The 24,366-nt window shown below is 65.1% G+C and carries 20 protein-coding genes and 1 tRNA gene; 8 read left to right on the top strand and 13 right to left on the bottom strand.

Translation table 11 applies throughout. The features are described from left to right. The first annotated feature begins 31 nt into the window (after positions 1-31). The 4 genes from AC2EAL_RS12945 to AC2EAL_RS12930 all read left to right on the top strand — a co-directional run bounded on the left by AC2EAL_RS12945 (position 32) and on the right by AC2EAL_RS12930 (position 1,568). The gene (locus tag AC2EAL_RS12945; protein WP_484724637.1) at positions 32-646 is read left to right on the top strand and encodes a TetR/AcrR family transcriptional regulator; all 615 of its coding nucleotides are present in this window, start codon (positions 32-34) and stop codon (positions 644-646) included. A gap of 53 nt (positions 647-699) precedes the next feature. Beyond that, positions 700-773: transfer RNA gene (locus AC2EAL_RS12940), tRNA-Gly, on the top strand. 68 nt (positions 774-841) lie between these two features. After that, positions 842-1,156: a hypothetical protein gene (locus AC2EAL_RS12935; protein WP_484724636.1), complete on the top strand. Its 315-nt coding sequence runs from the start codon at positions 842-844 to the stop codon at positions 1,154-1,156. A 58-nt stretch (positions 1,157-1,214) separates the two neighbouring features. Beyond that, positions 1,215-1,568: a RidA family protein gene (locus tag AC2EAL_RS12930; protein ID WP_484724635.1), complete on the top strand. Its 354-nt coding sequence runs from the start codon at positions 1,215-1,217 to the stop codon at positions 1,566-1,568. A gap of 60 nt (positions 1,569-1,628) precedes the next feature. On the opposite strand, the gene pgi is transcribed toward AC2EAL_RS12930, so the two are convergent. From pgi to AC2EAL_RS12910, 4 genes are all read right to left on the bottom strand, one after another. Beyond that, on the bottom strand, positions 1,629-3,227 hold the full coding sequence (pgi, locus tag AC2EAL_RS12925) for a glucose-6-phosphate isomerase (protein WP_484724634.1): 1,599 nt from the start codon (positions 3,225-3,227) through the stop codon (positions 1,629-1,631). A 1-nt stretch (position 3,228) separates the two neighbouring features. Beyond that, on the bottom strand, positions 3,229-3,900 hold the full coding sequence (gene pgl, locus AC2EAL_RS12920; RefSeq protein ID WP_484724633.1) for a 6-phosphogluconolactonase: 672 nt from the start codon (positions 3,898-3,900) through the stop codon (positions 3,229-3,231). Next, a complete protein-coding gene (gene zwf / locus AC2EAL_RS12915; protein WP_484724632.1) occupies positions 3,897-5,348 on the bottom strand; it encodes a glucose-6-phosphate dehydrogenase in 1,452 nt (483 codons plus the stop codon). The genes pgl and zwf overlap by 4 nt, the downstream gene beginning before the upstream one ends. Positions 5,349-5,451: 103 nt before the next feature. Then, on the bottom strand, positions 5,452-6,036 hold the full coding sequence (locus AC2EAL_RS12910; protein WP_484724631.1) for an HNH endonuclease: 585 nt from the start codon (positions 6,034-6,036) through the stop codon (positions 5,452-5,454). 308 nt (positions 6,037-6,344) lie between these two features. Here AC2EAL_RS12910 and AC2EAL_RS12905 point away from each other — a divergent pair, with 308 nt between their 5' ends. The 3 genes from AC2EAL_RS12905 to AC2EAL_RS12895 are packed head-to-tail and all read left to right on the top strand — an operon-like array spanning position 6,345 to position 8,548. Next, entirely contained in the window at positions 6,345-6,812 is a 468-nt protein-coding gene (locus tag AC2EAL_RS12905; protein ID WP_484724630.1) for a transglycosylase SLT domain-containing protein, read from the top strand. A 24-nt stretch (positions 6,813-6,836) separates the two neighbouring features. Further along, complete coding sequence (locus tag AC2EAL_RS12900) at positions 6,837-7,751, top strand: diacylglycerol/lipid kinase family protein (RefSeq protein ID WP_484724629.1); 915 nt, start codon at positions 6,837-6,839, stop codon at positions 7,749-7,751. After that, the gene (locus AC2EAL_RS12895; protein ID WP_484724628.1) at positions 7,748-8,548 is read left to right on the top strand and encodes a metallophosphoesterase family protein; all 801 of its coding nucleotides are present in this window, start codon (positions 7,748-7,750) and stop codon (positions 8,546-8,548) included. The genes AC2EAL_RS12900 and AC2EAL_RS12895 overlap by 4 nt, the downstream gene beginning before the upstream one ends. A gap of 59 nt (positions 8,549-8,607) precedes the next feature. Here the strand turns inward: AC2EAL_RS12895 and AC2EAL_RS12890 are convergent, their stop codons facing one another. The 7 genes from AC2EAL_RS12890 to AC2EAL_RS12860 form a co-directional block, all read right to left on the bottom strand. Further along, a complete protein-coding gene (locus AC2EAL_RS12890; RefSeq protein ID WP_484724627.1) occupies positions 8,608-10,140 on the bottom strand; it encodes a trimethylamine methyltransferase family protein in 1,533 nt (510 codons plus the stop codon). Positions 10,141-10,229: 89 nt separating this feature from the next. Continuing rightward, positions 10,230-11,861 carry an alpha-D-glucose phosphate-specific phosphoglucomutase gene (locus AC2EAL_RS12885; protein WP_484724626.1) on the bottom strand — a complete coding sequence of 544 codons (1,632 nt, stop codon included), beginning with the start codon at positions 11,859-11,861 and terminating at the stop codon, positions 10,230-10,232. Then, positions 11,858-13,984 carry a glycogen debranching protein GlgX gene (gene glgX, locus AC2EAL_RS12880; RefSeq protein WP_484724625.1) on the bottom strand — a complete coding sequence of 709 codons (2,127 nt, stop codon included), beginning with the start codon at positions 13,982-13,984 and terminating at the stop codon, positions 11,858-11,860. The genes AC2EAL_RS12885 and glgX overlap by 4 nt, the downstream gene beginning before the upstream one ends. Then, positions 13,981-15,405 carry a glycogen synthase GlgA gene (glgA, locus tag AC2EAL_RS12875; protein WP_484724624.1) on the bottom strand — a complete coding sequence of 475 codons (1,425 nt, stop codon included), beginning with the start codon at positions 15,403-15,405 and terminating at the stop codon, positions 13,981-13,983. The genes glgX and glgA overlap by 4 nt, the downstream gene beginning before the upstream one ends. A 64-nt stretch (positions 15,406-15,469) precedes the next feature. Then, positions 15,470-16,741: a glucose-1-phosphate adenylyltransferase gene (gene glgC, locus AC2EAL_RS12870; RefSeq protein WP_484724623.1), complete on the bottom strand. Its 1,272-nt coding sequence runs from the start codon at positions 16,739-16,741 to the stop codon at positions 15,470-15,472. A gap of 35 nt (positions 16,742-16,776) precedes the next feature. Beyond that, positions 16,777-18,948 carry a 1,4-alpha-glucan branching protein GlgB gene (gene glgB, locus AC2EAL_RS12865; protein WP_484724622.1) on the bottom strand — a complete coding sequence of 724 codons (2,172 nt, stop codon included), beginning with the start codon at positions 18,946-18,948 and terminating at the stop codon, positions 16,777-16,779. Between the two features lie 30 nt (positions 18,949-18,978). Next, the gene (locus tag AC2EAL_RS12860; RefSeq protein ID WP_484724621.1) at positions 18,979-21,387 is read right to left on the bottom strand and encodes a glycogen/starch/alpha-glucan phosphorylase; all 2,409 of its coding nucleotides are present in this window, start codon (positions 21,385-21,387) and stop codon (positions 18,979-18,981) included. 237 nt (positions 21,388-21,624) lie between these two features. Between AC2EAL_RS12860 and AC2EAL_RS12855 the strand changes: the two genes are divergently transcribed. Next, entirely contained in the window at positions 21,625-21,822 is a 198-nt protein-coding gene (locus AC2EAL_RS12855; RefSeq protein WP_484724620.1) for a heavy-metal-associated domain-containing protein, read from the top strand. Here the strand turns inward: AC2EAL_RS12855 and AC2EAL_RS12850 are convergent. Further along, positions 21,819-23,159 (bottom strand): NAD(P)/FAD-dependent oxidoreductase, encoded by a 1,341-nt coding sequence (locus AC2EAL_RS12850; RefSeq protein ID WP_484724619.1) that lies wholly within the window; start codon positions 23,157-23,159, stop codon positions 21,819-21,821. The genes AC2EAL_RS12855 and AC2EAL_RS12850 overlap by 4 nt on opposite strands. Beyond that, on the bottom strand, positions 23,156-24,313 hold the full coding sequence (gene argE, locus AC2EAL_RS12845; RefSeq protein WP_484724618.1) for an acetylornithine deacetylase: 1,158 nt from the start codon (positions 24,311-24,313) through the stop codon (positions 23,156-23,158). Before argE ends, AC2EAL_RS12850 begins: the two co-directional genes overlap by 4 nt. Between the last annotated feature and the right edge of the window lie 53 nt (positions 24,314-24,366).

The raw sequence follows: 24,366 nt of genomic DNA, 5'->3' as shown, positions 1-24,366 counted from the left end.
AACATCAAAAATCAGGCAGTTTGGGAACCGCATGACCGGCTTGCGCGAACGACAGAAGGCCGACCGCACGCGCCGCATCCTTGAGGCGGCCTCGACCCTGTTCCGCGCCCAAGGCTACGACACCGTGCGGATCGAGGACATCGCGGCAGCGGCGGAGGTTTCGGCCGGGACCTGCTACAACTACTTTTCCACCAAGGGCGACCTCCTCCTCGCCATCGTCTCGATGGAGGTGGAAGAAGTCGTTGAGGCCGGACGCCCCCTGGTCGCGGCCCCCCCGAAGGACGTGGCCGAGGCGCTGGTCAGGTTGATCCGGCTTTATTACGACCACTCGCTGCACTACCTGTCGAAAGAGATGTGGCGCAGGGCCATGGCGATTTCCATCGAGGCGCCGGGCACGCCGTTCTCGCGCCATTACACCGACCTCGATGCGATGCTGGCGGGCCAGGTCTGCGACCTTCTGGCCGCCCTGAAGGCACGCGGGCTGACCCGGCCCGACCTCGACCCGGCAACCCTCGGGCAGATCGTCTTCCACTCGCTGAACCAGCTCTTCATCGAATTCGTCAAGGACGACGCCATGCCGATGGCTGACCTGCACCGGATCAGCGAAGCGCAGACCCGCAGCCTCGCCGCCCTGATGCGGCCCTGATCGCCGCCCTCGCCCCTTGCCATCGCCCGGCAGACTGGCTAAATCAGCCGCATGCGGGTGTAGCTCAATGGTAGAGCAGAAGCTTCCCAAGCTTACGACGAGGGTTCGATTCCCTTCACCCGCTCCATCCCCTTACAGCGATTGACAACACCCGCGCCGCGGTTGACCCTTGCGTCACCTTTGCCGGAGCTACCCATGTCCCCTCGCCTTCTCGCCCTGCCGCTTCTCCTTGCCCTCCCCGCCTGCGTCTCCGAACCCTCGGGCCCGTCCGAGCCCTACGCCTTCGTCGGATCCTGGGATTGCGGGGTCGAGACCTTTACCTTCACCAACACCACCTACAACGACGGGACTAACACCTATCCGATCCAGAACGTCGCAAAGAACGGCAGCAACTACACGCTGCGCTTCGGCAACGGTTATGTGCTGGCCCTGGGCGCAGTCACGGCGACCGGCCTGACCTGGGTCTCGGGTCAGACCGGCGACCAGTTCAACTGCGTCCGCGTGAAGTAGCTTCCGTTCGGCCCCGGAACCGGCTAACCAGCCGCCCGAACGGCAACAGGAGAGCCCCATGAACACCGACATCACCCGCTACGGCACCGGCCCCCGCATGTCCGAGGCCGTGGCCTACAACGGCATCCTCTGGGTCGCGGGGCAACTGGGCGAGCCCGGCGGCTCGGTCGCCGACCAGACCCGCCAGGCGCTTGCCGCCATTGACGCGATCCTCGCCAAGGCCGGCACCGACAAGACCCGGATCCTCTCGGCGCAAATCTGGCTGGCCGACATCGGAACCTTCGCCGAGATGAACTCGGTCTGGGACACTTGGGTCCCGCAGGGCCACACCCCGGCCCGCGCCACGGGTGAGGCGAAACTGGCCACCCCGGACTACAAGGTCGAGGTTATCGTCACCGTCGCGCTGAAGTAACATGCGGAAACGGGGGTTTCACACCCCCGCACCCCCGTGGGATATTTCCGGAAGAGAAAATCAGCTGCGCAGGAAGTCGACCAGCGCGGCGGTTGAGCCATCCTTGCCCGCCGTACCCGCCTTCCCTTCCAGCACCGGCTGCAGCGCCAAAGCCAGCTCCTTGCCCAGCTCCACACCCCACTGGTCGTAAGAGTTGATGCCCAGGATCACACCTTCGACGAACACCCGGTGCTCATAAAGGGCAATGATCTGGCCCAGCGTGAAGGGCGTCAGCTGGTCGTAGGCAAGGACCGTCGACGGACGGTTTCCCGGGAACACCCGATGCCGCGCCTGACGTTCCAGCTCGGCCCCGGTCAGACCCTTCTTCGCCATGATCGACCGAGCCTCATCCAGCGACCGCCCCCTCAGCAGCGCCTCGGCCTGCGCAAGGCAGTTCGACACCAACAAAAGGTGTTGATGCGCTAGATCCGGCTCATGGCCGCGCCGCGCCACCAGAAACTCGCACGGCACCACCCGCGTCCCCTGATGGATCAACTGGTAAAAGGCGTGCTGACCGTTCGTCCCCGGTTCGCCCCAGACCACGGGACCGGAGTGGGTTTCGAGGTCCGAGCCGTCGATCCCGACGCGCTTGCCGTTACTCTCCATTTCTAGCTGCTGCAGATAGGCCGGGAGGCGGCTAAGCCTTTGATCATAGGGCAGAACCGCCCGTGTCGTGTGGCCGCAAAGCTGGTTGTGCCAGACACCAACCAGCGCGAGCATCACCGGCATGTTCTGCGCAAAGGGCGCGGTCAGGAAATGCTGGTCCATCGTCCGGCCACCCGCCAGGAACTGCTCGAACGCCTCCGGCCCGATGGCGATCATCAGCGACAGCCCGATCGGCCCCCACATCGAATAACGCCCGCCGACCCAATCCTCGAACCCGAAAACCCGCTCCGGATCAATGCCATAGGCGGCGGTCTTGTCACCCGCAGTCGAAACGGCGGCGAACTGCGCCGCGGGATTGGCGACCTTCGCCCCCATCCAGCGCTTGGCGGTGTCGGCGTTGGTCATCGTCTCGATAGTGGTGAAGGTCTTCGAGGCGACGATCACCAAAGTCGTCGTCGGATCAAGGTCTTGCAGCACATCATGAATGTGCGCGCCGTCCACGTTCGACACGAAATGACAGCGCGGCCCATCGGCAAAAGGCGCGAGCGCCAGATAGGCCATCGCCGGTCCAAGGTCCGACCCGCCAATCCCGATGTTCACCACATCGGTGATCTTGCCGCCCTGGCCCTTGAACGCGCCCGATCGCACATCCCGCGCGAAGGCCGCACAGGCCGCGCGGATGCGGCGCACCTCGGGCAGGACGTCCTTGCTATCGACCCTGATGACCTCGGAGTCACCCGCCCGCAGCGCCACATGCAGGACCGCGCGCCCCTCGGTGTCGTTGATCTTCTCGCCCCCGAACATCGCCGCGCGCTTTTCAGCCACGCCAGAGGCCTCGGCCAGTTTCACCAGCGCCGCCCGTGTAGCTACATCGACGTTGGTCTTGGAATAGTCGAACAGCATCCCGTCCGCAGTGACCGAGAAATCGCCCGCCCGGCTTTCATCAAACAGATCAAGGATATGGCGGCCCTTGTTCACATCGTGAAGCCGCTGCAGGTCTGCCCATTTCGTCATGTCATTCCGCCCAATGCACGGTTGCGTTGTCGAGGACGGCGCGCACCGGCGCCTCCTGCGGGGTCAGGGTCATCGCGCGCTCCAAGGCCGCGCGCTTTTCCGGCCCGGTGATCAGGATGTGGATGTTGAAAGCCCCCCGCAGCACCGGCGCGGTCAGCGTGATCCGCGGCTCCCCCGCCGCCTCGGCCCGCATCGGCAGAAGGATCGGGGCATGGGGCGAAAGCGCTTCTGCCAGGCGGTCCGCGCCAGGAAAGAGGCTCGCCGTATGCATGTCCGCGCCCATGCCCAAAAGCAGGACGGAGATTGGCAAATGCGGCCTCAGCCCATCCGCCAGCGCCTGAAGCATCTCTTCCGGCTGGTCGGCAGGCGCATACAGCGGCACCAGCCGCGCCTGCGCCGCCCGGCCCCGCATAAGCCGCTCCCGCACCAGCCGCGTATTTGAGCGTTCGCTCGATTCCGGCACCCAGCGTTCGTCGTTCAGCACGACCGCAACGTTCGCCCAGTCGAGGTCCACCCCAGACAAGGTGTCGAAGATCGGCCCCGGCGTGGTCCCGCCCGGCACCGACAATGTCGCCTTCCCTTCCCGCCGCAGGAAATCCGCCAACTGCCCGGCGATCACGTTCGCCAGCCCTAGCATCAGGAATTCCCGGTCCGGGTAGGTCTCCAGCTTCACTCACGAATCTCCCGCCAGCGCCGCCCGTCACGGTGCATCAGCATCAGCGCGTCCTCGGGGCCGGATGATCCCGGGTCATAGGTCTGGGGCCTGTCGCCCCTGGCCTCCCAGCCCTCGATGATCGGATCGGTCCAGGCCCAGGCGGCCTCGACCTCGTCCCCGCGCATGAAGAGCGTCTGGTTGCCCCGGATCACGTCCATGATCAGGCGTTCATAGGCGTCGGGCACGTCCTCGCCGTCGGTGATCGCGTCGGCAAAGGACATGTCCAAGGGCACCTGCATCAGGCGCATGCCGCCGGGCCCCGGCTCCTTGATCATGACCATCAGGTTCATGCCTTCGTTCGGCTGGAGGCGAATGACCAGCACGTTCTCATGCCAGCCCGCCGCATCGTCAAAGATCGCATGCGGCGGCTGCTTGAAGGTGATGGCGATTTCGCTTTCCCGCGCCCGCAGCCGCTTGCCCGTCCGCAGGTAGAACGGCACCCCCTGCCAGCGCCAATTGGAAATCGCCACCTTCAGCGCGATGTAGCTTTCCGTCTTCGAGGCCGGGTTCTCGGCATGCACGACATAGGCCTTCTCGCCCTTGCCCGCCCCGTATTGCCCCCGCACGATATCCTCGGGCGGAACCGGCTTAAGCGCGCGGATCACCTTCAGCTTCTCGTCCCGCACCGCGTCGGGGTCGAAGTGATACGGAGGCTCCATCGCGATCAGGCACAGCAGCTGCATCAGGTGGTTCTGCACCATGTCCCGCATCGCGCCCGACTTGTCGTAGTAGGCCCCGCGCCCGTCGACCCCCACCGTCTCGGCCACCGTGATCTGGACGTGGTCGATGTACTCGGCCTTCCACAACGGCTCGAACAGGATATTGGCAAACCGCACCGCCATCAGGTTCTGGACGGTTTCCTTCCCCAGATAATGGTCGATCCGATAGATCTGCGTCTCGTTGAAATGCTTGGCCAGCACTGCGTTCAGCGCCTTCGCACTCGCCAGGTCCCGCCCGAAGGGCTTTTCCACCACGATCCGGCTCCAGGCATCCGCAATCCCATTCTCCGACAGCCGCTGCGCGATGTCGCCAAAGAGGCTGGGCGCGACCGAGAAATAGAACGCCCTGACCACATTCTCGCGCATCAGCCCCTTCAGCGCCGCCCAGCCCCCGGTCCCCGTCGCATCGATCGAGACGTAGTGGATGCGTGCCAGAAATGCCTCGATCACCGCCTTGTCCTGCCTGGCCTTGGGGACGAATTCCTCAAGCGCCTCGCGGACTTGCACGCGGAAGCTCGCGTCCGTCAGGTCCGCCCGCGCCGCGCCGATGATCCGGCTCTCTGCCACCATCTGCCCGGCCATGAACCGCCGATACAGACCCGGCAGGATCTTGCGGCGGGCCAGGTCGCCGGTCCCCCCGAAGATCACCAGATCGAAGACATCGACCGGAATGACACGCGATACCATGACCGTCTCCTGGCAGGGCGCTGTTAGCGCTAACGGCGCCTTCTAACGCCGACGCGTTCCGATGTCTAGCATCGCTCTGCGCGGGGGGAAACCGGAAGCGGCATCACGCCTCCAGTTCGGCGTCCCAGTACAGGAAGTCCATCCAGCTTTCGTGCAGGTGGTTCGGCGGGAAGCGGCGGCCATGCGCCTGCATCTCCTCCGCCGAAGGCGCGCGGGGCAGCCGGTTCAGGTACATCCCCGCCTGCTTCAGCGTGCGCGACCCCTTGCGCAGGTTGCAGGGGGAGCAGGCCGCCACGACATTCTCCCAGCTGGTGATCCCGCCCTTCGACCGCGGCAACACATGGTCAAAGGTCAGATCCCCCTTCGCCCCGCAATACTGGCAGCAGAATTCGTCCCGCAGAAAAAGATTGAAGCGCGTGAATGCCACGCGCTTCTGGGGTCTTACGAATTCCTTCAGGACGACCACGCTGGGTATCCTGAACTCTTGCCGCTGACTGTGGACGACCGCGTCATACTCCGCGACGATCTGCACCCGGTCGAGGAATGCCGCCTTGATCGCCTCCTGCCAGGGCCAAAGCGACAGCGGGTAGTAAGACAGCGGACGATAGTCGGCATTCAGCACCAGCGCGGGATAGTGCTTCAGTGCCGCCGGATCGCGCACAAACTGGGATCTGAAATCGCCGTCCATCACGTCAAAGACTCCGCCCTTCGCCCGTCAACCACTCGGCCACAGGGCGGGGAGTCCCGCCCCGTTAACCGGACTATATCTGGCGTTCCGCACATGGCAACCCCCAAGCACCTGAGTGTGATCCGGACTTGTCCACAAGGCTTCTGCCAAAGCCGGGTAACGGCAGAATGACGAAGTTCTGGGCAAAGGGCACCCCTAACCCGGCCAGATGCTGCCCATTGCCAGCCCGGCAGGGTTGTCATCCCCCTCGCCAGACCGCTATCTGGCCGGGACCCCCAAGGGGAATCCAACCCAAGCGGAGCCCGCCGATGACCCTCTCTCGCCGCACCCTGGTCCTTGCCCCGGCCCTGGCCCTGGTCGCGGCCTGTTCCCGCCGCGCGGCCCCCGTTGCAGTTTCCTCCGCCGACCTACATCCGGGTGAAACGCCCGAGATGCGCGCCCTCATCCGCAAATATGCCGGCGTCCACGGCATCCCCGAAAGCCTTCTACACCGCGTCATTCAGCGCGAAAGCGACTACAACCCGGGCGCGCGGAACGGCCCTTACTATGGCCTTATGCAAATCCTGCCGCAGACTGCCCGCACCATGGGTTACCAGGGCCCGCCCGAGGGCCTTCTCGATGCCGAAACGAACCTGATGTATGCGGGCCGCTACCTGCGCGGGGCCTGGATGGTGTCCGGTGGAAACGAGGCCGAAGCCGTCGGCTGGTACGCGCGCGGCTATTATTACGAGGCCAAACGCCTGGGCCTTCTGGAAGAAACCGGACTGCGCACCTAAGTCCAACCGGACAAGGGGGGCCGCATGGCAGAGAACCGACCGGATATCTGCGTGCTGGCCAACCCCCGCTCGGGGACATCCTTGCGCAATCCCGGCGCCGTGGACCGGGCAATGCAGGTCTTTGGACCCCGGGCCGAGCTGCGCCCCTTCACCGGCGATCCGGCGGATGAGGCCGCGCGCGCGGTCCGCGACGGGTTTCGCGTAGTGGTGGCTGCGGGCGGCGACGGATCGGTTGCAGGCGTCGCCCATGCGCTGGCCGGGACCAAGGCTGCGCTTGCCGTTCTGCCCTTGGGAACCTTCAACTATTTCGCTCGCGGCCTGAAGATGCCCGAAGAGCCTGCAGCCGCCGCAAAGGCGATCCTTGACGGTCAGCCGCATGACATCAACGTCGGCACCCTGAATGGCCGCGTCTTTCTGAACAACATCGCCATCGGGCTTTACCCCGCGATCCTGGAAGAACGCGAAGCCGCCTATGCCCGCTGGGGCCGCTATCGTTTTCTGGCCCACCTCGCCTCCTTGCGGACGATCCTGCGCTTTCAGAAACCCTACCGGATGGAGCTCTATCAGGACGAAACCCGCCACCGCATCCGGACGCCGATGATGTTCGTGGCGCGGTCGGCCTATCAGCTGGACCAGTTCGGCCTGGAAGGCGGCGAGGCGATCTCGGACGACCGGTTCGTGATGTTTCTCGCGCACCAGCAGACGCGCCTTGGTTTCCTGCGCCTGGCCTGGCGGCTGATCCGCAAGCGGGTGGATCACGGGCGTGATGTCATCGTCTCCACCCCGCGCCGGATCGCCGTGGCCGTGCGCGGACGGCGCAAGATCTCCGTCGCGCTGGATGGCGAGAAGCTGAGGATGAAGCTGCCCCTGCGCATCCAGCTCAATGACCATGTCCTGCGGGTGATCCTGCCCCCGGCGAAGGGCGATCCGGGGGCATGAGCCGCATTCTGCATCTGTCCGACCCGCATTTCGGCAGGGTTGATGAGCGGCTGGTCACGCCCATGATCGACCTCGCCCACCGGATGCAGCCGGACCTGTGCGTGATCTCGGGCGACCTGACGCAGCGCGCGCGGGCGGGCCAGTTCCAGGCTGCGCGCGCCTTTGTCGACCGCCTGCCCGGCCCGACCCTTGTCGTGCCCGGCAATCATGACATGCCGCTGCGCAATCTGCCCGTGCGGCTTCTGGCCCCCTTTGCGGGCTATCGCCGGGCCTTCGGGGCCGAACTTGAACCCCTGGTCCGCCTGCCCGACGCTCTGGTGCAGGGCGTGAACACCGCCAATCCGCTGGTCTGGAAGTCGGGTCTCTTGCGCCCCGCATCCCTCGCCCGGCTGACCGCCACCTTCCGCAGCGCGGCCCCGGGCCAATGGCGCGTTGTGGTGATGCACCACGCCCCCGTGCCTGCCGCAGACGGCACCCCCGCCGACATCGCCGACCCCGAGGCGACCCTGGCCGCGCTGGCGGCGGCCGGTGCGGATATCGTCCTGTCCGGCCACACCCACATGCCGCACACAGGCTTTGCCGAAACCGCCGCCGGGGTCCTGTTCCTGCAGGTCGGGACGGCGATTTCGACGCGGCTAAAGACCGGCACCAACGACGTCGCGCTGGTCACATTGGGGGCGGGTCAGGTCACGGTCGAAAGCTGGATTTCTCCGCCCGAAGCCACCGGCTTTGCCCCCGGTCCGACCTTCAGCTACGCCCGTCCGGGGGCCGACTGGCAGAGGTTACCAAATCCCTAACGTCCGCGAGCAAGGTATTGTTTTCATTCGAGTTACCGATTTTGTCCACCGTGGACACTTCAGTACCACGCGTCCGCCATCCCAGCCTTCTTCCGCCCCACGAAGTCATGCAGGGCCTCCCTGACACCGTCATCCAGCGGTGGCGCCTCATACTCCGCCAGCCGCTTCTTCCACAGCTTGTTGGCCCGGGAAGCCGCATCCGAAGAACCCGCCGCCTCCCACTTCTCGAACGGCTCGTTGTCCGACAACTCGCTGTCCCAGAAGGCCGTCTCGTAGTGCTTCATCGTGTGGGAACAGCCGAAGAAATGGTTCCCCGGCCCCACTTCGGCGAAGGCCTCGACCGCCAGCTGGTCGTCGTCGATCCTGATCCCGTCGAGGTAGGCATGCAGGGCCCCGCAAAGGTCCGCATCCAGCATGAACTTCTCGTAGGACATGGACAGAAGCCCATCCAGGAACCCCGCCGAATGCAGGATGAAGTTCGCCCCGCAATGGATCGCCGCCAGCATCGACATTGTCCCCTCCATCATCGCCTGCCCGTCCGGCAACTTGGAGGTGGTGAAGTTCCCCGAACAGCGCAGCGGCAGGTTCAGGCGGCGGGCCAGTTGGCCGATGACCTGGCTGCCGATGGCCGGCTCCGGCGTCCCGAACGTGGGCGAGCCGGAACGAAGTGACATCGAAGACAGGAAGTTCCCGAAGATGACTGGCGCGCCCTTCCGCTCCAGCTGGGTCAGCGCGCAGCCCGCCATCGTCTCGGCCAGGCTCTGCACGATCCCGCCTGCGTTCGTCACCGGCCCCATCGCACCGCCCAGGATGAACGGCACGATCACCGCCGCCTGGTTCGCCCGCGCATAGGCCCGCAGCGACTTGGTCATCGTCCCGTCCCAGACCAGCGGCGAGTTGACGTTGACGTTCCCAAGGATCACGCAGTTCCGGTCGACAAAGTCCGCGCCGAACAGGATGCGGGACATCTCGATACTGTCCTCCGACCGCTCCTCGGCAGTTACGGACCCCATGTAGGGCCGGTCTGACAGCTCGATATGAGCCAGCACCATGTCGAGGTGACGCTTGTTGACCGCCACGTCGGTGGGCTCGCAGATCGTACCGCCCGAGTGGTGGAAGTTGGGGCTGGATTGTGCGAGCTTGATGAAATTCCTGAAGTCTTCGATAGTGCCGAACCGACGGCCGCGGTCAAGGTCCATCACGAAGGGGCTGCCGTAGGCGGGCGAGAAGACGACATTCTTGCCGCCGATCTGCACGGAATTGGCGGGGTTGCGGGCGTGCTGGGTGAACTCGGCTGGCGCGGTTTTCAGGATCTCGCGCAGCATACCGGGTTCGAACTTGACGAGGAGGCCGTCGACCTTGGCCCCAGCCTGCTTCCAGAGGTCCAAGGCCGCCGGGTCATCGCGGAATTCGATCCCGGTTTCGGCCAGCACGCGGTCTGCGGCCTTTTCGATGCGGACCAGGTTCTCTTCGGACAATACGTCATAGGTCGGGATGTTGCGGACGATGTAGGGCCGCCCGACCCCCTGCCCTTTGTGCGCCCGTTCGGCCTGCCGCGCCTGGCGGCCTGACCTGACCCTGACCTCACCCACCGCCGCACCTCCGCTAACTCGACAGTGGTGTCAGGTTTGTCGCAAACAGGCTGTCCGTCTGGCCTGTTTGCGACAAGTCCTGAGCGGATTCAGGTCACGACATCGGGGCCTGCCCGCCCGGTGTGGCCCGCAATCCCCGCCAGCGCATGTGCCGCGCGGATCACCGGCGCGAGCGCCGCTTGCGCGTCAAGGTCGAGGCCGCTGGGGCCTGCCGCGTAGCGCTCCAGATAGACCCGCAGCGTCGCGCCTTCGGTCCCTGTGCCGGAGAGGCGATAGACGATCCGGCTGCCATCGGCGAACAGGACCCGCACCCCCTGTTTCGTGCTGACCGAGCCATCAACCGGATCCGTGTAGGCGAAATCGTCCGCCGCCTGGACCGTCATCCCCTCGACCTGCCGCCCCGGCAACCCGGCCAGTGATCCGCGCAGGGCCGCGAACATCGCGTCGGCCTTGGCGGTTTCAATCGCCTCGAAATCGTGGCGGCTGTAGTAGTTGCGCCCGTACTTCGCCCAGTGTTCCTTCAGGATTTCGGCCACCGATTGCTTGCGCACGGCCAGGATATTCAGCCACAGAAGGATCGCCCAAAGCCCGTCCTTTTCGCGCACATGGTCGGAGCCGGTGCCGAAGGACTCCTCGCCGCAGATCGTGGCCTTGCCAGCATCCAGCAAGTTGCCGAAGAACTTCCACCCGGTTGGAGTTTCATACTTCCCGATCCCCAGCGCGTCGGCCACACGGTCCGCCGCCGCTGAGGTCGGCATCGACCGCGCCACGCCCCTCAGACCCTTGGCGTAACCCGGTGCCAGATGCGCATTCGCTGCCAGCACCGCAAGGCTGTCGGACGGCGAGACATAGATCCCACGCCCGACGACCATGTTCCTGTCCCCGTCCCCGTCGCTCGCCGCGCCAAAGTCCGGGGCCGCGTCCGAGAACATCTCGTCCATCAAGGCCTTGGCCCAGGTCGGGTTTGGGTCGGGGTGCAAGCCGCCGAAATCGGGGAGCGGGGTGGCGTTGACGCAGGTGCCCTTCGGCGCGCCGAGGCGGTTTTCAAGGATTTCAATGGCATAGGGTCCGGTCACCGCGCACATCGAATCCATCCGCATCCGGAACCCGCCCGCGAACATCGCGCGGATCGCGGGGAAGTCGAACAGCGTCTCCATCAGGGCGGCGTAATCGGTGACGGGGTCGACCACATCAACCACCATCGCGCCCAGCTGGTGCCGCCCGACGCGGCCAAGGTCCACATCCTGCGCCTCCAGCACCTTGTATTCGGTGATCTCGGTCGTGCGCTTGTACATCGCCTCGGTCACGCCTTCGGGGGCCGGACCACCGTTCGGCATGTTGAACTTGACGCCGAAATCCTCGTCCGGGCCGCCGGGGTTGTGGCTGGCCGACATGATGATCCCGCCATCGGTTTTGTTCAGCCTTATCAAGTGGCTCGCGGCCGGAGTTGAGAGGATCGCGCCCTGTCCCACGATCACCCGCGCCGCGCCATTGGCTGCCGCCATCCGCAGGATCACCTGCGCCGCGCGGTCGTTGAAGTACCGCCCATCCCCGCCGAGGACGAAAGTCTTGCCCGCGGCCCCCACCACGTCGAAGATCGACTGGACGAAGTTCTCCAGATAGTGCCGCCCCATGAAGACCGGGGTCTTCTTACGCAAGCCGGAAGTCCCCGGCTTCTGCCCCGCAATGGGCTGCGTGGCGACGGTAGTGATCTGGGTCATGGTCTTCCTCCCTTGCCGGTCAGGGACCGGAACAGCAGTACGGATTGCGCAGGCGTCTGGGTCAAGTCCGAGGCCTTGCCCGAAGGCACAAGCCCGGGCCGCGTGGTGTCGAGCAGAAGCTCCCACCCCGGTGCGGTGTCGGGCAAGTGCAGACCTGCCGTTGCCCCTGTGTTGAAGACGGCAAAGACCGCCTCGGGGTTCGGATCGCCGCCTTCGGCCTGCATCCGAAGTTCCACGCAGAGGCAGCGGAAGGCCGGGTCGTGCCATTCCTCGGACTGCGGCACGGTGCCGTCGGCGCGCCGCCAGATCACATCCGGCAGCCCGTCAGACGACCGCTTGCGCGCATGCAGGAACCGCCGCTGCCGCAGGACCGGAAGCTCACGCCGCAAGGCCGCAAGGCGCTGCACGAAGCGCGTGAGGTCGGCATCGCCCTTCGTCCAGTCGATCCACGAGGTCTCGTTGTCCTGGGCATAGGCGTTGTTGTTGCCGCCCTGGGTATGGCCGATCTCGTCGCCCGCAAGCAGCATCGGCACGCCCTGGGACAGCATCAGCGTGGCCAGGAGGTTCCGCTTCCGCAAGGCCCGCGCTGCCAGGACCTTGGCGTCCTTCGTCGGCCCCTCGACCCCCAGGTTGTCCGAGTGGTTTTCGTGGTGGCCGTCGCGGTTGTCCTCGCCATTGGCGAAGTTGCGCTTGATCGTGTAGCTGACCAGGTCCTCCAGCGTGAAACCGTCATGGCTGGTGACGAAGTTCACCGACGATGTGGCGGCGCGGCCCGAATGGTCGAACCGTTCGGCGCTGCCAAGGACGCGGGCCGCAAGGTCGCGCGTCATCCCGGCGTCGCCCTTCCAGAACCGCCGGACGCCATCGCGGAACTTGTCGTTCCATTCGTGGAACGGGTGCGGGTAACCGCCCAGTTGATAGCCGCCCGGCCCGATGTCCCAGGGCTCGGCGATCAGTTTGACACGGCTGAGCGTCGGGTCCTGCCGGATCGCGTCGAAGAAACCGCCGTTCGGGTCAAAGCCATGCGCCTCGCGCCCCAGGGCAGTCGCGAGGTCAAAGCGGAAGCCGTCGACATGGGCCACCTCGACCCAGTAGCGAAGCGAGTCCATCACCATCCGCAACACCATCGGATGCGTCAGGTTCAGCGTGTTGCCCGTCCCTGCGTCGTTCACATAATGCCGCCCGCCGCCCGCAAGCCGGTAGTAGCTGGCGTTGTCGAGCCCCCGGAACGACAGGGTCGGGCCCCATTCGTCGCCCTCGGCGGTGTGGTTGTAGACCACGTCCAGAATGACCTCGATCCCGGCGGCATGGAACCGGCGGACCATGGTCTGGAACTCCCACAGCGCGCCCTGGCTCATGTAGCGGGCTTCGGGCGCGAAGAAGGCCAGCGTGTTGTAGCCCCAGTGGTTCTTCAGACCCTTCGCGATCAGGAACCGGTCGTCGATGAAGGCCTGGACCGGCAAAAGCTCGATCGCGGTGACACCCAGCTTGTGCAGATGCTCGATCACCGAGTCCGAGGACAGGCCGAGGTAGGTCCCCCGCAACCCCTTGTCGACGCCCGGATGCAGCGCAGTCATCGACTTCACATGTGCCTCGTAGATCACCGTCTCGATCCGCGGCGTGCGGGGCGCCTGGTCGTTGCCCCAGGTGAAGGAGGTGTCGGTCACCACAGCCTTCGGCACGGCAAAGGCGCTGTCGCGGGTGTCGAAACTCAGGTCCCCGCGGGGCGAGCCGATCTTGTAGCCCATCACCGCGTCCGACCACTTGAGCCGCCCTTCCAGCGCGCGGGCGTACGGGTCAAGAAGCAGCTTGTGCGGATTGAACCGGTGCCCCTGTTCCGGCGCGTAAGGCCCATAGGCGCGGAAGCCGTAGACAGCGCCGACCGTCAGCCCGCCGACATGGATGTGCCAGATGTCGCCATCGCGTTCGATGATCGGCAGGCGGGCAAGCTCTTTCCGGCCGTCGGGGGTGAAAAGGCACAGCTCGATCCTTTCGGCATGGGCCGAAAAGACCGCGAAGTTCACCCCGTCGCCGGTAAGGCTCGCCCCCATCGGCCAGGGTCGGCCCGCACTGGTCGCGTGACCGGACAGCCGCGCGGGCAGCGAAACCGTCTGCGGGGTCACCCGGTCAGCCTTTCGTAAAGCCGCGCATAGGCCGCGGCCGAGGTCTCCCACCCCACCGGATGCGCCATCGCATTCGCCCGCAGCTTGGCCCAGAGTTTCGGCTGACGATAAAGCTCCAGAAGCTGGTCAAGCGCCCGCCCGAAGGCCAGGGCATCGACCGGGTGGAAGGTCACCCCCGTCGCCGCGCCCGCTGCAAGCGTCGCAGGATTCGCCCCGATCACCGTGTCGGCCAGACCCCCTACCATGCTGACGACGGGCAAGGTGCCGTAGCGCAACCCGTACATCTGCGTCAGCCCGCAGGGCTCGAACCGGCTTGGCACCAGGACAGCATCCGCGCCGGCAAACAGGCGGTGGCTTAAGCCTTCGTCATAGCCGATCTTCACCGCAATCCGGCCCGGGAAACGATCTGCCAGATTGCGGACGGCCCCCTCGAGCCCCGGGTCACCTGAGCCGAGGACCAGCAACCCGCCACCGCCCAGCACGAAATCGGGCATGACTTCGGGCAGCAGGTCAATCCCCTTCTGGTCGGTCAGTCGGCTGACGACAATGGCCAGCGGGCCTGGCACCTCAAGCCCGAATTCGGCGCAGAGCTTGGCGCGGGCCGCAACCTTGCCCGCCATCGACTTGGGTCCGAAGGCCGGGTCCTCGGCCGCCGGGTTCCAAAGCGCCGTATCAACACCGTTCAGGATGCCCGAGACCACCGGGGCACGCGTGGCGATCACGCCTTGCAAACCCATGCCGAATTCCGGGCGCATCAGCTCGGCGGCATAGGTTGGCGAGACGGTGGTGATCCAGTCGGCCGTCACCAGCCCGGCCTTCAGCGTTGAAATCCCGCCGTAATACTCAAGCGCCTCGGGGTGGTAGGCGTGCCCCGGCAGACGCAGGACACCCAGCATGTGCGCGGGGGCCCAGCCCTGGAAGGCGATGTTGTGGACGGTGATGACCGATTTGACCCCGCCATTGCCGTGATAGGCCAGATAGGCCGGGGCAAGGCCCGCCTGCCAGTCATGCGCGTGCAGGACATCGGGCTTCCAGTCCGGCAGCCCTTCGCGCGCGATGGTGGCCCCAACCCAAGACAGCGCGGCAAAGCGCACAGCATTGTCAGGGTGTTCGCCCGTCGGCCCGGAATAAGGCCCACCCGCCCGATCAAAAAGGTGCGGAGCGTCGAGGAGGAGCAGCGAAACTCCCGCCACATCGCCCGCCAGAACCCGTCCCGGCCCGCCCCACAGATCGGCATCTTGCCAGACCACGGGCCAGCCAGAGGCATCGGCGCGCAGGCTGCGGTAGGCGGGCAACAGGACCCGCATGTCCCAGCCGGTCGGTGCCAGCGCGCCCGGCAGTGCCCCCACAACGTCGGCCAGACCGCCGGTCTTTACCAGCGGGACGCATTCCGAGGCCACCGACAGAACCCGACCGCCCATTCACCTTGCCTTTCCGTATCTTCCTGCCCGGAGTTAACGTGAACCCCGGGCAAGGTCCAGCCGTTCAGCCCAGGGCCTTGGCGCGCGCATCCAGCATGTCCTGGGTGATCAGCACGATCCCGCCATCCGACCGGCGGAACCACTTTGCATCCTCATCGGGGTCCTCGCCGATCACCAGGCCCTCGGGGATCACCACGCCCCGGTCGATCACGCAATTCTTCAGCTGTGCCTTGCGGTTGACCGTCACCTGCGGCAGGGCCACGACATATTCGAGACTGGAGAAACTGTGCGTCCGGACCCCGGTGAACAGAAGCGAATTCCGCACCTCTGACCCTGACACGATGCAATCGCCCGAGACGAGCGACGACACCGCCATGCCGCGCCGCCCATCCTCGTCATGGATGAACTTCGCCGGTGGCACGATCTCGGCATAGGTCCAGATCGGCCAGGAGCTGTCATAGATGTCGAGCTTCGGGATGAAATCGGTCAGGTCGATGTTTGCCTGCCAGAATGCGTCGATCGTCCCCACGTCGCGCCAGTAGGGTTCCGTCTCAAGCCCGCTGGTGACGCAGCTGTCGGCGAACTTGTGCGCCACGGCCTTGCCGTTCTTCACGATGGCAGGGATCAGGTCAAAGCCGAAGTCATGGGTCGAATTGTCGTCCTGCATGTCGCGGATCAGAAGATCGCGCAGGAAGGCCCAGTCGAAGACATAGATCCCCATCGAGGCCAACGCATGGTCCGGGTCACCCGGAATGGCGGGCGGGTCCTTCGGTTTTTCCAGGAAGTCGGTGATGCGCATGGTCTTGTCGACATGCATGACACCGAAGGCCGAGGCCTCTTTCCGCGGCACGGTCAGGCAACCGATGGTCACGTCGGCCCCGGCTTCGACGTGCTGGCGCAGCATCACCTCATAATCCATCTTGTAGATGTGGTCGCCCGCCAGGACGATCACGTATTTCACGTGGTAGCTGTCGATGATGTCGATGTTCTGCGCGATGGCATCCGCTGTGCCGCGGTACCAGTTGACCTCGTCCATCCGCTGCGATGCGGGCAGGATGTCCAGGTATTCGTTCCGTTCCGCCCGGAAGAAGCCCCAGCCGCGCTGGACGTGACGGATAAGCGAGTGCGCCTTGTACTGCGTCGCGATCGCCATCTTCCGGATGCCAGAGTTCAGCGCGTTCGACAGGGCGAAGTCGATGATCCGGGTCTTGCCGCCGAAGTAGACCGCGGGTTTGGCGCGCCGGTCAGTCAGCTCTTTCAGCCGCGACCCACGTCCGCCCGCCAGGACGAAAGCCATGGCCTGTGACGACAGGCGCTGGTTCGGTCTTGGTTTCATTCTTCCCTCCCCTGTGGCGGTTGGTCCCGCCGGACTTAATCCTGATGCAGATAGAGTGCCGACAAGGGCGGCAGCGTGACAAGCGCCGATTGATGCTGGCCGTGCCAGGGCGTCTTTTCCGTAGTCACCCCTCCCAGGTTGCCACGGTTGCCCCCGCCGTAAATCTCGGCATCGGTGTTCAGGATTTCGTGCCATTTGCCGGCTGCCGGCAGGCCGAGCCGGTACTGGCGAGCAATGGGGGTCATGTTGACCACCGCCACGACTTGCTTGTCACCGTCGTTGCCCTTCCGGACCCAGGCATAGACCCCGGCTTCGGCATCGTTCGACTCGATCCAGGCAAAGCCTTCTGGGCGGGTGTCGTTGACATGCAGCGCCCGCGTCTCGCGGTAGACCCGGTTCAGGTCGCGGACCAGCTGCTGCATGCCCTTATGTTCCGCAATATCAAGCTGATGCCAGTCGAGGCTCTGGTTGTGGTTCCACTCTGCCCCTTGTGCAAACTCCTGCCCCATGAACAGAAGCTTCTTGCCCGGATGCGCCCACATGAAGCCGTAGTAGGCGCGGAGGTTGGCAAACTTCTCCCACGCGGTGCCGGGCATCTTCGACAGCATGCTGCCCTTGCCGTGGACGACTTCGTCGTGGGATATTGGGAGGATGTAATTCTCGGACCAGGCGTAGACCAGGCCGAAGGTCATCTGGTGGTGATGGTACTTCCGGTAGATCGGGTCCTTCTGCATGTAACTCAGGGTGTCGTTCATCCACCCCATGTTCCACTTGAAGCCGAAGCCAAGGCCGCCCCAGTTTGCCGGACGGCTGACCCCTGGAAAGGCCGTCGATTCCTCGGCAATCGTCATTATCCCCGGCACTTCACCGTAGGCGGTGATGTTCGTCGTGCGCAGGACGTCTATGGCCTCATAGTTCTCGCGGCCGCCGTCCTTGTTCGGAATCCACTCGCCTTGCTTGCGCGAATAGTCGCGGTAAAGCATCGACGCCACCGCATCCACCCGCAGCCCGTCGATGTGATATTCCTCCAGCCAATACAAAGCGTTGGAGACGAGGTAGTTCTTCACCTCGACCCGGCCATAGTTGTAGATCAGCGTGTTCCAGTCCTGGTGGAACCCCTCGCGCGGGTCCTGATGTTCGTAAAGCGCGGTGCCGTCGAAGCGGCCCAAGCCATGCGCGTCGGTCGGGAAATGGCCGGGCACCCAGTCGAGGATGACGCCGAGGCCGCGCCGGTGCGCCGCATCGACGAAAGCGCGGAATTCGGATGGCGTGCCGTGCCGGATGGTCGGCGCGAACATCCCCACTGGCTGATAGCCCCAGGAGCCGTCGAACGGATACTCGCTGACCGGAAGGCATTCGATATGGGTGAAGCCCATGTCGGCGGCGTAATCCACCAGTTGCTCGGCCAGTTCCAGATAACTCAGCATCCGGTCGCCTGGAGCCCGACGCCAGGACCCCAGATGCACCTCATAGACCGAGATGGGAGCGTCGATGCTGTGATTTGCGGCCCGGCCTTCCATCCAAGCCCTGTCATGCCAGTCACCCCGAATTGTCCTGACAACCGAGGCATTTGCGGGCGGATGTTCAGACCCAAATCCGACAGGATCGGCCTTCAGCGGCATCACTGCGCCGCCCGGTCCCTTGATCTCGTACTTGTAGGTCGTGCCCTCGCCCAGACCGGGGATGAATATCTCCCACACCCCCGTCGCGCCGCGCCTGCGCATCGGGTTGCGGCGACCGTCCCAGACGTTGAAGTCGCCCACGACGCTGACCCGCTCGGCATTCGGGGCCCAGACGGCGAAATGCACGCCGTCGACGCCCTCGTGGGCCAACACATGCGCGCCAAGTGCCTGCCAGAGCCGCCGGTGGCTGCCTTCACCCAAGAGGTACTCGTCCATCTCGCCCAGCACCGGGCCAAAGCGATAGGGATCCTCGAATTCCCAAGTGTTTCCATGCCCTTCCGCGCGAAACTTGTAGTCCGCCTTTCGCGCCATCTGGTGCGTGAAGAGCCCCGGCAGTCCCGGATAGGGCACTGCCTCGGCCTCGGTCTTGCCGGCCAGCACCCACAGCCGGTCCGCCCCCGGCACGAAGGCGCGGATTTCCCAGCCCTTCGCCGCCTTGTGCGGCCCCAGGACGCCAAACGGATCGCCGTGCCAGCCCCCGGCAATCGCCTCTGCTGCGCCTCTGTGGAGTGTCGTCTCAGCCATGCTCTCCTCCCCGAAAGCCTGCCGGAGCGCTTAAAGCGCAGATGTCGCCTGCCAGATGTCGCTCATGTAGCTGCGGATCGTCCGGTCGGACGAGAAGAACCCGCTCCGCGCCGTGTTCATCGCCGCCATCTTCCACCAGCGCGCCGGGTCGGCATAGGCCTTGTCGACCTCTGCCTGCGCCGCACGGTAGGCGTCGAAGTCCGAGGCGACGAGGAAATAGTCCGAGTGCCACATGCCGTGGACAAGGCCATGATATCGCCCCGGCTCATCCGGCGAGAAGCGGCCCTCGGCGATCATCTGCAGCACATCCATCAGCGGCTGGCTCGCCTCGATCGCCTTCTTGGCATGTTCCGGGTCTTCCCGCCGCTTCTGCACCTCGGCCGCCGTGAGACCAAACAAGAAGAAGTTCTCTGCCCCCACTTCCTGCAGGATCTCGACGTTCGCCCCGTCCAAAGTCCCGATGGTCGGCGCGCCGTTCATCATGAATTTCATGTTGCCGGTGCCCGAGGCCTCTTTCCCAGCAGTCGAAATCTGTTCCGACAGGTCCGCGGCCGGGATTACCCGTTCGGCCATCGTCACGTTGTAGTTCGCCGGATAGATGATCTTCAGCAGGTCACCCGTGACCGGGTCGTTGTTAACAACGTCCGCCACGTCGTTGATAAGGCGGATTATTTCCTTCGCCACAGCATAGCCCGGTGCGGCCTTGCCGCCGAAGATCTTCACCCGAGGCACCCATCCCGCCTTGGGGTTCGACCGGATTTGATGCCAGTGCGAGATCGTCTCAAGAATGTTCAGCAGCTGGCGCTTGTATTCGTGGATGCGCTTGATCTGCACGTCGAAGACCGCGTCGGGCGAGACCTGCACCCCCATCTCGCGCCCGATCCAGTTCGACAGCGCCACCTTGTTCTTGCGCTTGGCCGCCGCAAATCGGTCGCGGAAGCCTGCATCAGCGACATGTGGCTCCAGCTCGCGCAGCCGGTCGAGGTCAGCCTCCCAACCCGCGCCGATGCTGTCGGTGATCAGCTTTGACAGCGGCCTATTGGCCATTCGCAGCCAGCGCCGGGGTGTGACCCCGTTGGTCTGGTTGATGATCCGGCCGGGATGCAGCCCGTTCAGTTCCGGGAAGAGGTTTTGCTTCACCAGGTCCGAATGCAACGCCGAGACACCATTGACCTTGTGGCTCATGATGAAGGCAAGCTCGCCCATCCGCACTTCCTGGTGCTTCACGATCCCCACGTAATGCGGCCGGTTCGGATAGGCGCGGCGGTGCCAGCTGTCGATCCGCTCGACAATCTGCATATGCCGCGGCAGCACGTTGCCGAAGGTGAAAGTTGCCCATTTTTCAAGGGCTTCCGGCAGAAGCGTGTGGTTTGTATACCCCAGGCAGGCCCGCGCGATGGTCAGCGCCTCGTCGAAGGGCAGCCCATGGTCGTCGGACAGAAGCCGGATCAGCTCGGGCCCTGCAATCGCCGGGTGGGTGTCGTTCATCTGGATCGCCACATGCCGCGGAAGCGCACGAAGGTCGGAATGGTTCGACAGATACCGCCGCAGGATATCCTGCAGCGCGGCAGAGGTCAGGAAGAACTCCTGCTTCAGCCGCAGCTCCTTGCCCTGGTAAGTGGTGTCGTCGGGATAGAGGACGCGAGAAAGAGTGCGCGCCAGCGTTTCCGGTTCCGCCGCCGCGGTGTAGTCGCCCCGATTGAACCGTTCGAGGTCGAAGTTCGTCGTTCCCTTCGCGCCCCAAAGCCGTAGCGTGTTGGCCCATTTCCCCTGCCAGCCGATGACTGGAGTATCAAACGCCTCGGCCGTCACCGTTTCCTGCGGATACCAGATGTCCTTGCCGTCCCGGCTTTCGACATGGCCCTTGAAGCCCACCGTATAGTTGCTTTCGGGCCGGGCGAATTCCCAGGGGTGCGCCTGAGCCAGCCAGTTCTCGGGCGTCTCGATCTGGCGGCCGTGGTCGAAGTGCTGGCGGAAGAGACCGTGTTCGTAACGGATGCCATAGCCGTAGGCCGGGCAGCCCAGCGTCGCCATTGATTCCATGAAACAGGCCGCAAGGCGCCCCAGACCGCCATTCCCCAGCGCGGCGTCAGGTTCGTCGTCGATCACCGAGCGCAGGTCGACGCCAAACGCCGCCATCGCCTCTTGCGCCGCCTCGTCGAGGCCGAGGTTGATCGTCGCGTCCTCAAGAATGCGGCCGATCAGGAATTCCATCGACAGGTAGTAGACCCGCTTCTTGTCCTCGGCCCAGGTCCGCTTGGTGGACGCGAACCAGGGCTCGACAATCCGGTCGCGGATCGCATGGGACAGGGCCATCCGCCAGTCATGCACGGACGCATGCGGGGCGTCCTTGCCGACCGTGAAGGTCAGATGGCGCAGGATGTCGGCTTGCAGCAGGTTCGGGGTCACGCTCAGGTCGGTCACGGTTTTGTCCAGCAAGGTCTTCTCCTGGGAAAGCCTAAGCGCCCGTGGGCGGCGGTCAAGCGGGCTTTCGGGGCGGCGGGTCAGAAAGGCTCTGTTACCGCAAACATTAAGTCCATCTAAGTGATTTAAAGCGGTTTGGAAAGCCGATTCGGCGAAAAACATGGCAATTCGGCTGGGATGCCGCAGTTACGATAGAAGACCTTGACGCGGGCTGGAAGCTGGGACCCAATCAGGAGCAGAGAGGATGCATCCATGACCACACTTTCCGTCCCTGACATGAGCTGCGGCCACTGCAAGGCCACGGTCGAATCCGCCCTTGGCGCAGTGCCGCAGGCGGGCGAGATCAAGGTCGACCTCGGCTCTCGCAAGGTTGAGGTTACGGGCCCTGCCCCCGCTGCCGAACTTCTGAAGGCGCTTGACGCCGCGGGCTATCCGGCGAGCGTCGCCTAAAGGCTCGGCCCCGGCTCGATCTTGCTGCCGTCGTTGAACCGCGACAGGCGGAAGCGGCTGAGGTCGTGCCCGACAGGCCGCCCCATCACCAGGTCCGCCACCACACGGCCCATTCCGGGACCAATGCCGAAGCCATGCCCGCTCATCCCGGTGGCGATGGTCAAGCCGGGGACTCCGGCATGATCGACGATTGGCACCACGTCCGGCAGGCTGTCGATCATCCCGGCCCAGGCAGCCTTAAGCTTCGGGCGACCGAGCGATGGGAAGGCCTTGGCAAAGCTGTCCTGCACTTCGCCCAGAGTCTGCATGTTCGGTGCGGGGTTCAGGATGCGCTGACGTTCAAAGGGACTGGGGGCGTCCATCGACCAGCGGCGCGGCGTGCTCCAGGCGTCCGGGAAGCCCTTCGGGGCCGCCAGCCGGAAGTTCGTCGACCGGAAATCCTTTTTCAGGACAGGCAGATAGACGCCAAAGCTGCGAAAGGCGTCCTTGCCGATGAAGAAGTCATGCCGCGCGCCGGGGGCAATCGAATAGCCCCCGTCCGCCCGACGCCGGAAGGCGAAGTCATCGTCCGCAGCATTCCCGGCAAAGATCTCCGGCATCGGCTCGGTCGCCGCCACGGAGGCCAAGACCGAGAGCTGCGGGATGCTGATCCCGTGCGCGCCCAGGAACAGCCGCGACCAGGCCCCAGCAGCGACGACCACATGGTCGCAGGCGATCCGGCCCGCCTCCGTCACCACCCCGGCAACGCGACCTGCCGCGAGGTCCAGCCCCCGCACCGCGCAGGCCTCGCGGATCACCACGCCCTTCTCCTCGGCCACCGCCGCCAACGCCGGGACTGCCACCCAAGGCTCGGCCCGCGCATCCGAGGCGGTGAAGAGCGCCCCCTTCCAAGGCGCCACCGCGCCTTTCAGCATCGCCATCGTCTCGGCGGCCGTCAGCAGCCGCGTGTCCAGCTGGTGCGCGCGGGAATGTTCAGTCCAGGCCTCGAACCCTGCGATTTCCCGCTCGGTCTTCGCCAGATAGAGGACCCCGGTCTGCCGGAACCCCAGCCCGTCGCCCATCTCGGCGGCCAGCCGCTTCCAGATCGACAGGCTTTCCACCATGATCGGCAACTCGGCAGGGTCCCTGCCCTGCTGGCGCACCCAGCCCCAGTTGCGGCCTGACTGCTCGCCGGCGATCCGACCCTTTTCGCAGACGACGACCGACAGCCCCCGCTCTCGCAGAAACCAGGCCGTCATCACCCCGATGACCCCGCCGCCGACCACGACCACATCCGCGCGCGACGGCAGCGGCCCCGTAAACCGAACGGGCGAGGCTTCGGAGATCGGAAAGCTCATGCGCAACGCTCCAGAAGCCGCTCCATGAACCTTTGCCCGGCTTCGAACTCGCTGACCTCAAGGTATTCGTCCGGCTGGTGCGCCTGCGCGATGTCGCCGGGCCCGCAGACCACCGCGGAATAGCCGGCATCCTGGAACTGCCCCGCCTCGGTGCCGTAGGAGACGACGCCTGTTGCGTTCTCGCCGGTCAGCGCGCGTGCCAGGGCTTCTGCCTCGCCGTCCGTCTCGGGTCGAAGGGGAGATACATCGAAGAACCGGGACAGCCGTACCCCCGCCTCGGGTCGCCGCGCCTTCAGTGCCCGGTCCAGCGCCATTGCGGCCTCGCGGAACGCGGCAGCGTGGGCATTGATGTCATCGTCCGGAACGCAACGCATCTCGACCGAGAACCGGCAGTCCGCCGCCGTGATGTTGTCCGCCGTGCCACCCTGGATGCGCCCGACATGCAAGGTCGTGAACGGCGGATGGAACCGCGACCCGATCGCACCGCGCGGCCGCGCCTGGATCTCGTCATTGCGGTCATTGACCCACTGGATCAGCCGCGCGCCCTCCATGATCGCCGAGACGCCTTCGGGCAGAAGCGAGGAATGCACCTCGTATCCTTTCACATGCACGGAATAGCCTGTGCCACCCTTGTGGCCGGTAATCACCTTCATGCGGGACGGCTCGCCGATCAGGGCAGCAGAGCCAAGCGGAAAGACTTGGCGAAGGGCTTCGATCATCGGTGGCGCCCCGGTGCAGCCGACCTCTTCATCATAGGACAAGGCCAGTTGCAGCGGGCGCGACACACCCCGCCGCTGCGCCTCGACCACCGCCCAGACCGCAAGGGCGACGTAGCCCTTCATGTCACAGGTCCCGCGCCCGTACAGTCGCCCATTGCGTTCCACCACCGTCCAGGGGTCGGAGGTCCAGGTCTGACCGGTAACCGGCACTACGTCGGAGTGACCCGACAGGACAACAGCGCCTTCAACCTGGGGACCGGCGTGCGCCATCAGGGCCGCCTTCTGCCGGTCCTCGTTCCAATACCTCTCACAGCGGAGGCCGTGGCTGGTGAGGTAGGCTTCCAGCCAATCCACCAGCGCAAGGTTCGATTCGCTGCTGACAGTCGGAAATTTGACCAGGTGATCCAGAATCTGACGTGGCGTCAGCACTGTCATCGCGATTTCCCTTGCCAGGACTACATTTGGTAGCCAGCCTGTCCCTGGGCCCG

It is taken from the genome of Tabrizicola sp. T74, assembly GCF_057219935.1.
Note: the sequence above shows the minus strand (reverse complement) of the source record. Positions and strands in the feature narration are given on the sequence as shown.

Coding starts and splice junctions, on each gene's coding strand:
- AC2EAL_RS12945 (WP_484724637.1), top strand. CDS start 32: ATGACCGGCTTGCGCGAACGACAGAAGGCCGACCGCACGCGCCGCATC.
- AC2EAL_RS12935 (WP_484724636.1), top strand. CDS start 842: ATGTCCCCTCGCCTTCTCGCCCTGCCGCTTCTCCTTGCCCTCCCCGCC.
- AC2EAL_RS12930 (WP_484724635.1), top strand. CDS start 1,215: ATGAACACCGACATCACCCGCTACGGCACCGGCCCCCGCATGTCCGAG.
- pgi (WP_484724634.1), bottom strand. CDS start 3,227: ATGACGAAATGGGCAGACCTGCAGCGGCTTCACGATGTGAACAAGGGC.
- zwf (WP_484724632.1), bottom strand. CDS start 5,348: ATGGTATCGCGTGTCATTCCGGTCGATGTCTTCGATCTGGTGATCTTC.
- AC2EAL_RS12910 (WP_484724631.1), bottom strand. CDS start 6,036: ATGGACGGCGATTTCAGATCCCAGTTTGTGCGCGATCCGGCGGCACTG.
- AC2EAL_RS12905 (WP_484724630.1), top strand. CDS start 6,345: ATGACCCTCTCTCGCCGCACCCTGGTCCTTGCCCCGGCCCTGGCCCTG.
- AC2EAL_RS12900 (WP_484724629.1), top strand. CDS start 6,837: ATGGCAGAGAACCGACCGGATATCTGCGTGCTGGCCAACCCCCGCTCG.
- AC2EAL_RS12895 (WP_484724628.1), top strand. CDS start 7,748: ATGAGCCGCATTCTGCATCTGTCCGACCCGCATTTCGGCAGGGTTGAT.
- AC2EAL_RS12885 (WP_484724626.1), bottom strand. CDS start 11,861: ATGACCCAGATCACTACCGTCGCCACGCAGCCCATTGCGGGGCAGAAG.
- glgA (WP_484724624.1), bottom strand. CDS start 15,405: ATGGGCGGTCGGGTTCTGTCGGTGGCCTCGGAATGCGTCCCGCTGGTA.
- glgC (WP_484724623.1), bottom strand. CDS start 16,741: ATGAAACCAAGACCGAACCAGCGCCTGTCGTCACAGGCCATGGCTTTC.
- glgB (WP_484724622.1), bottom strand. CDS start 18,948: ATGGCTGAGACGACACTCCACAGAGGCGCAGCAGAGGCGATTGCCGGG.
- AC2EAL_RS12855 (WP_484724620.1), top strand. CDS start 21,625: ATGACCACACTTTCCGTCCCTGACATGAGCTGCGGCCACTGCAAGGCC.
- AC2EAL_RS12850 (WP_484724619.1), bottom strand. CDS start 23,159: ATGAGCTTTCCGATCTCCGAAGCCTCGCCCGTTCGGTTTACGGGGCCG.
- argE (WP_484724618.1), bottom strand. CDS start 24,313: ATGACAGTGCTGACGCCACGTCAGATTCTGGATCACCTGGTCAAATTT.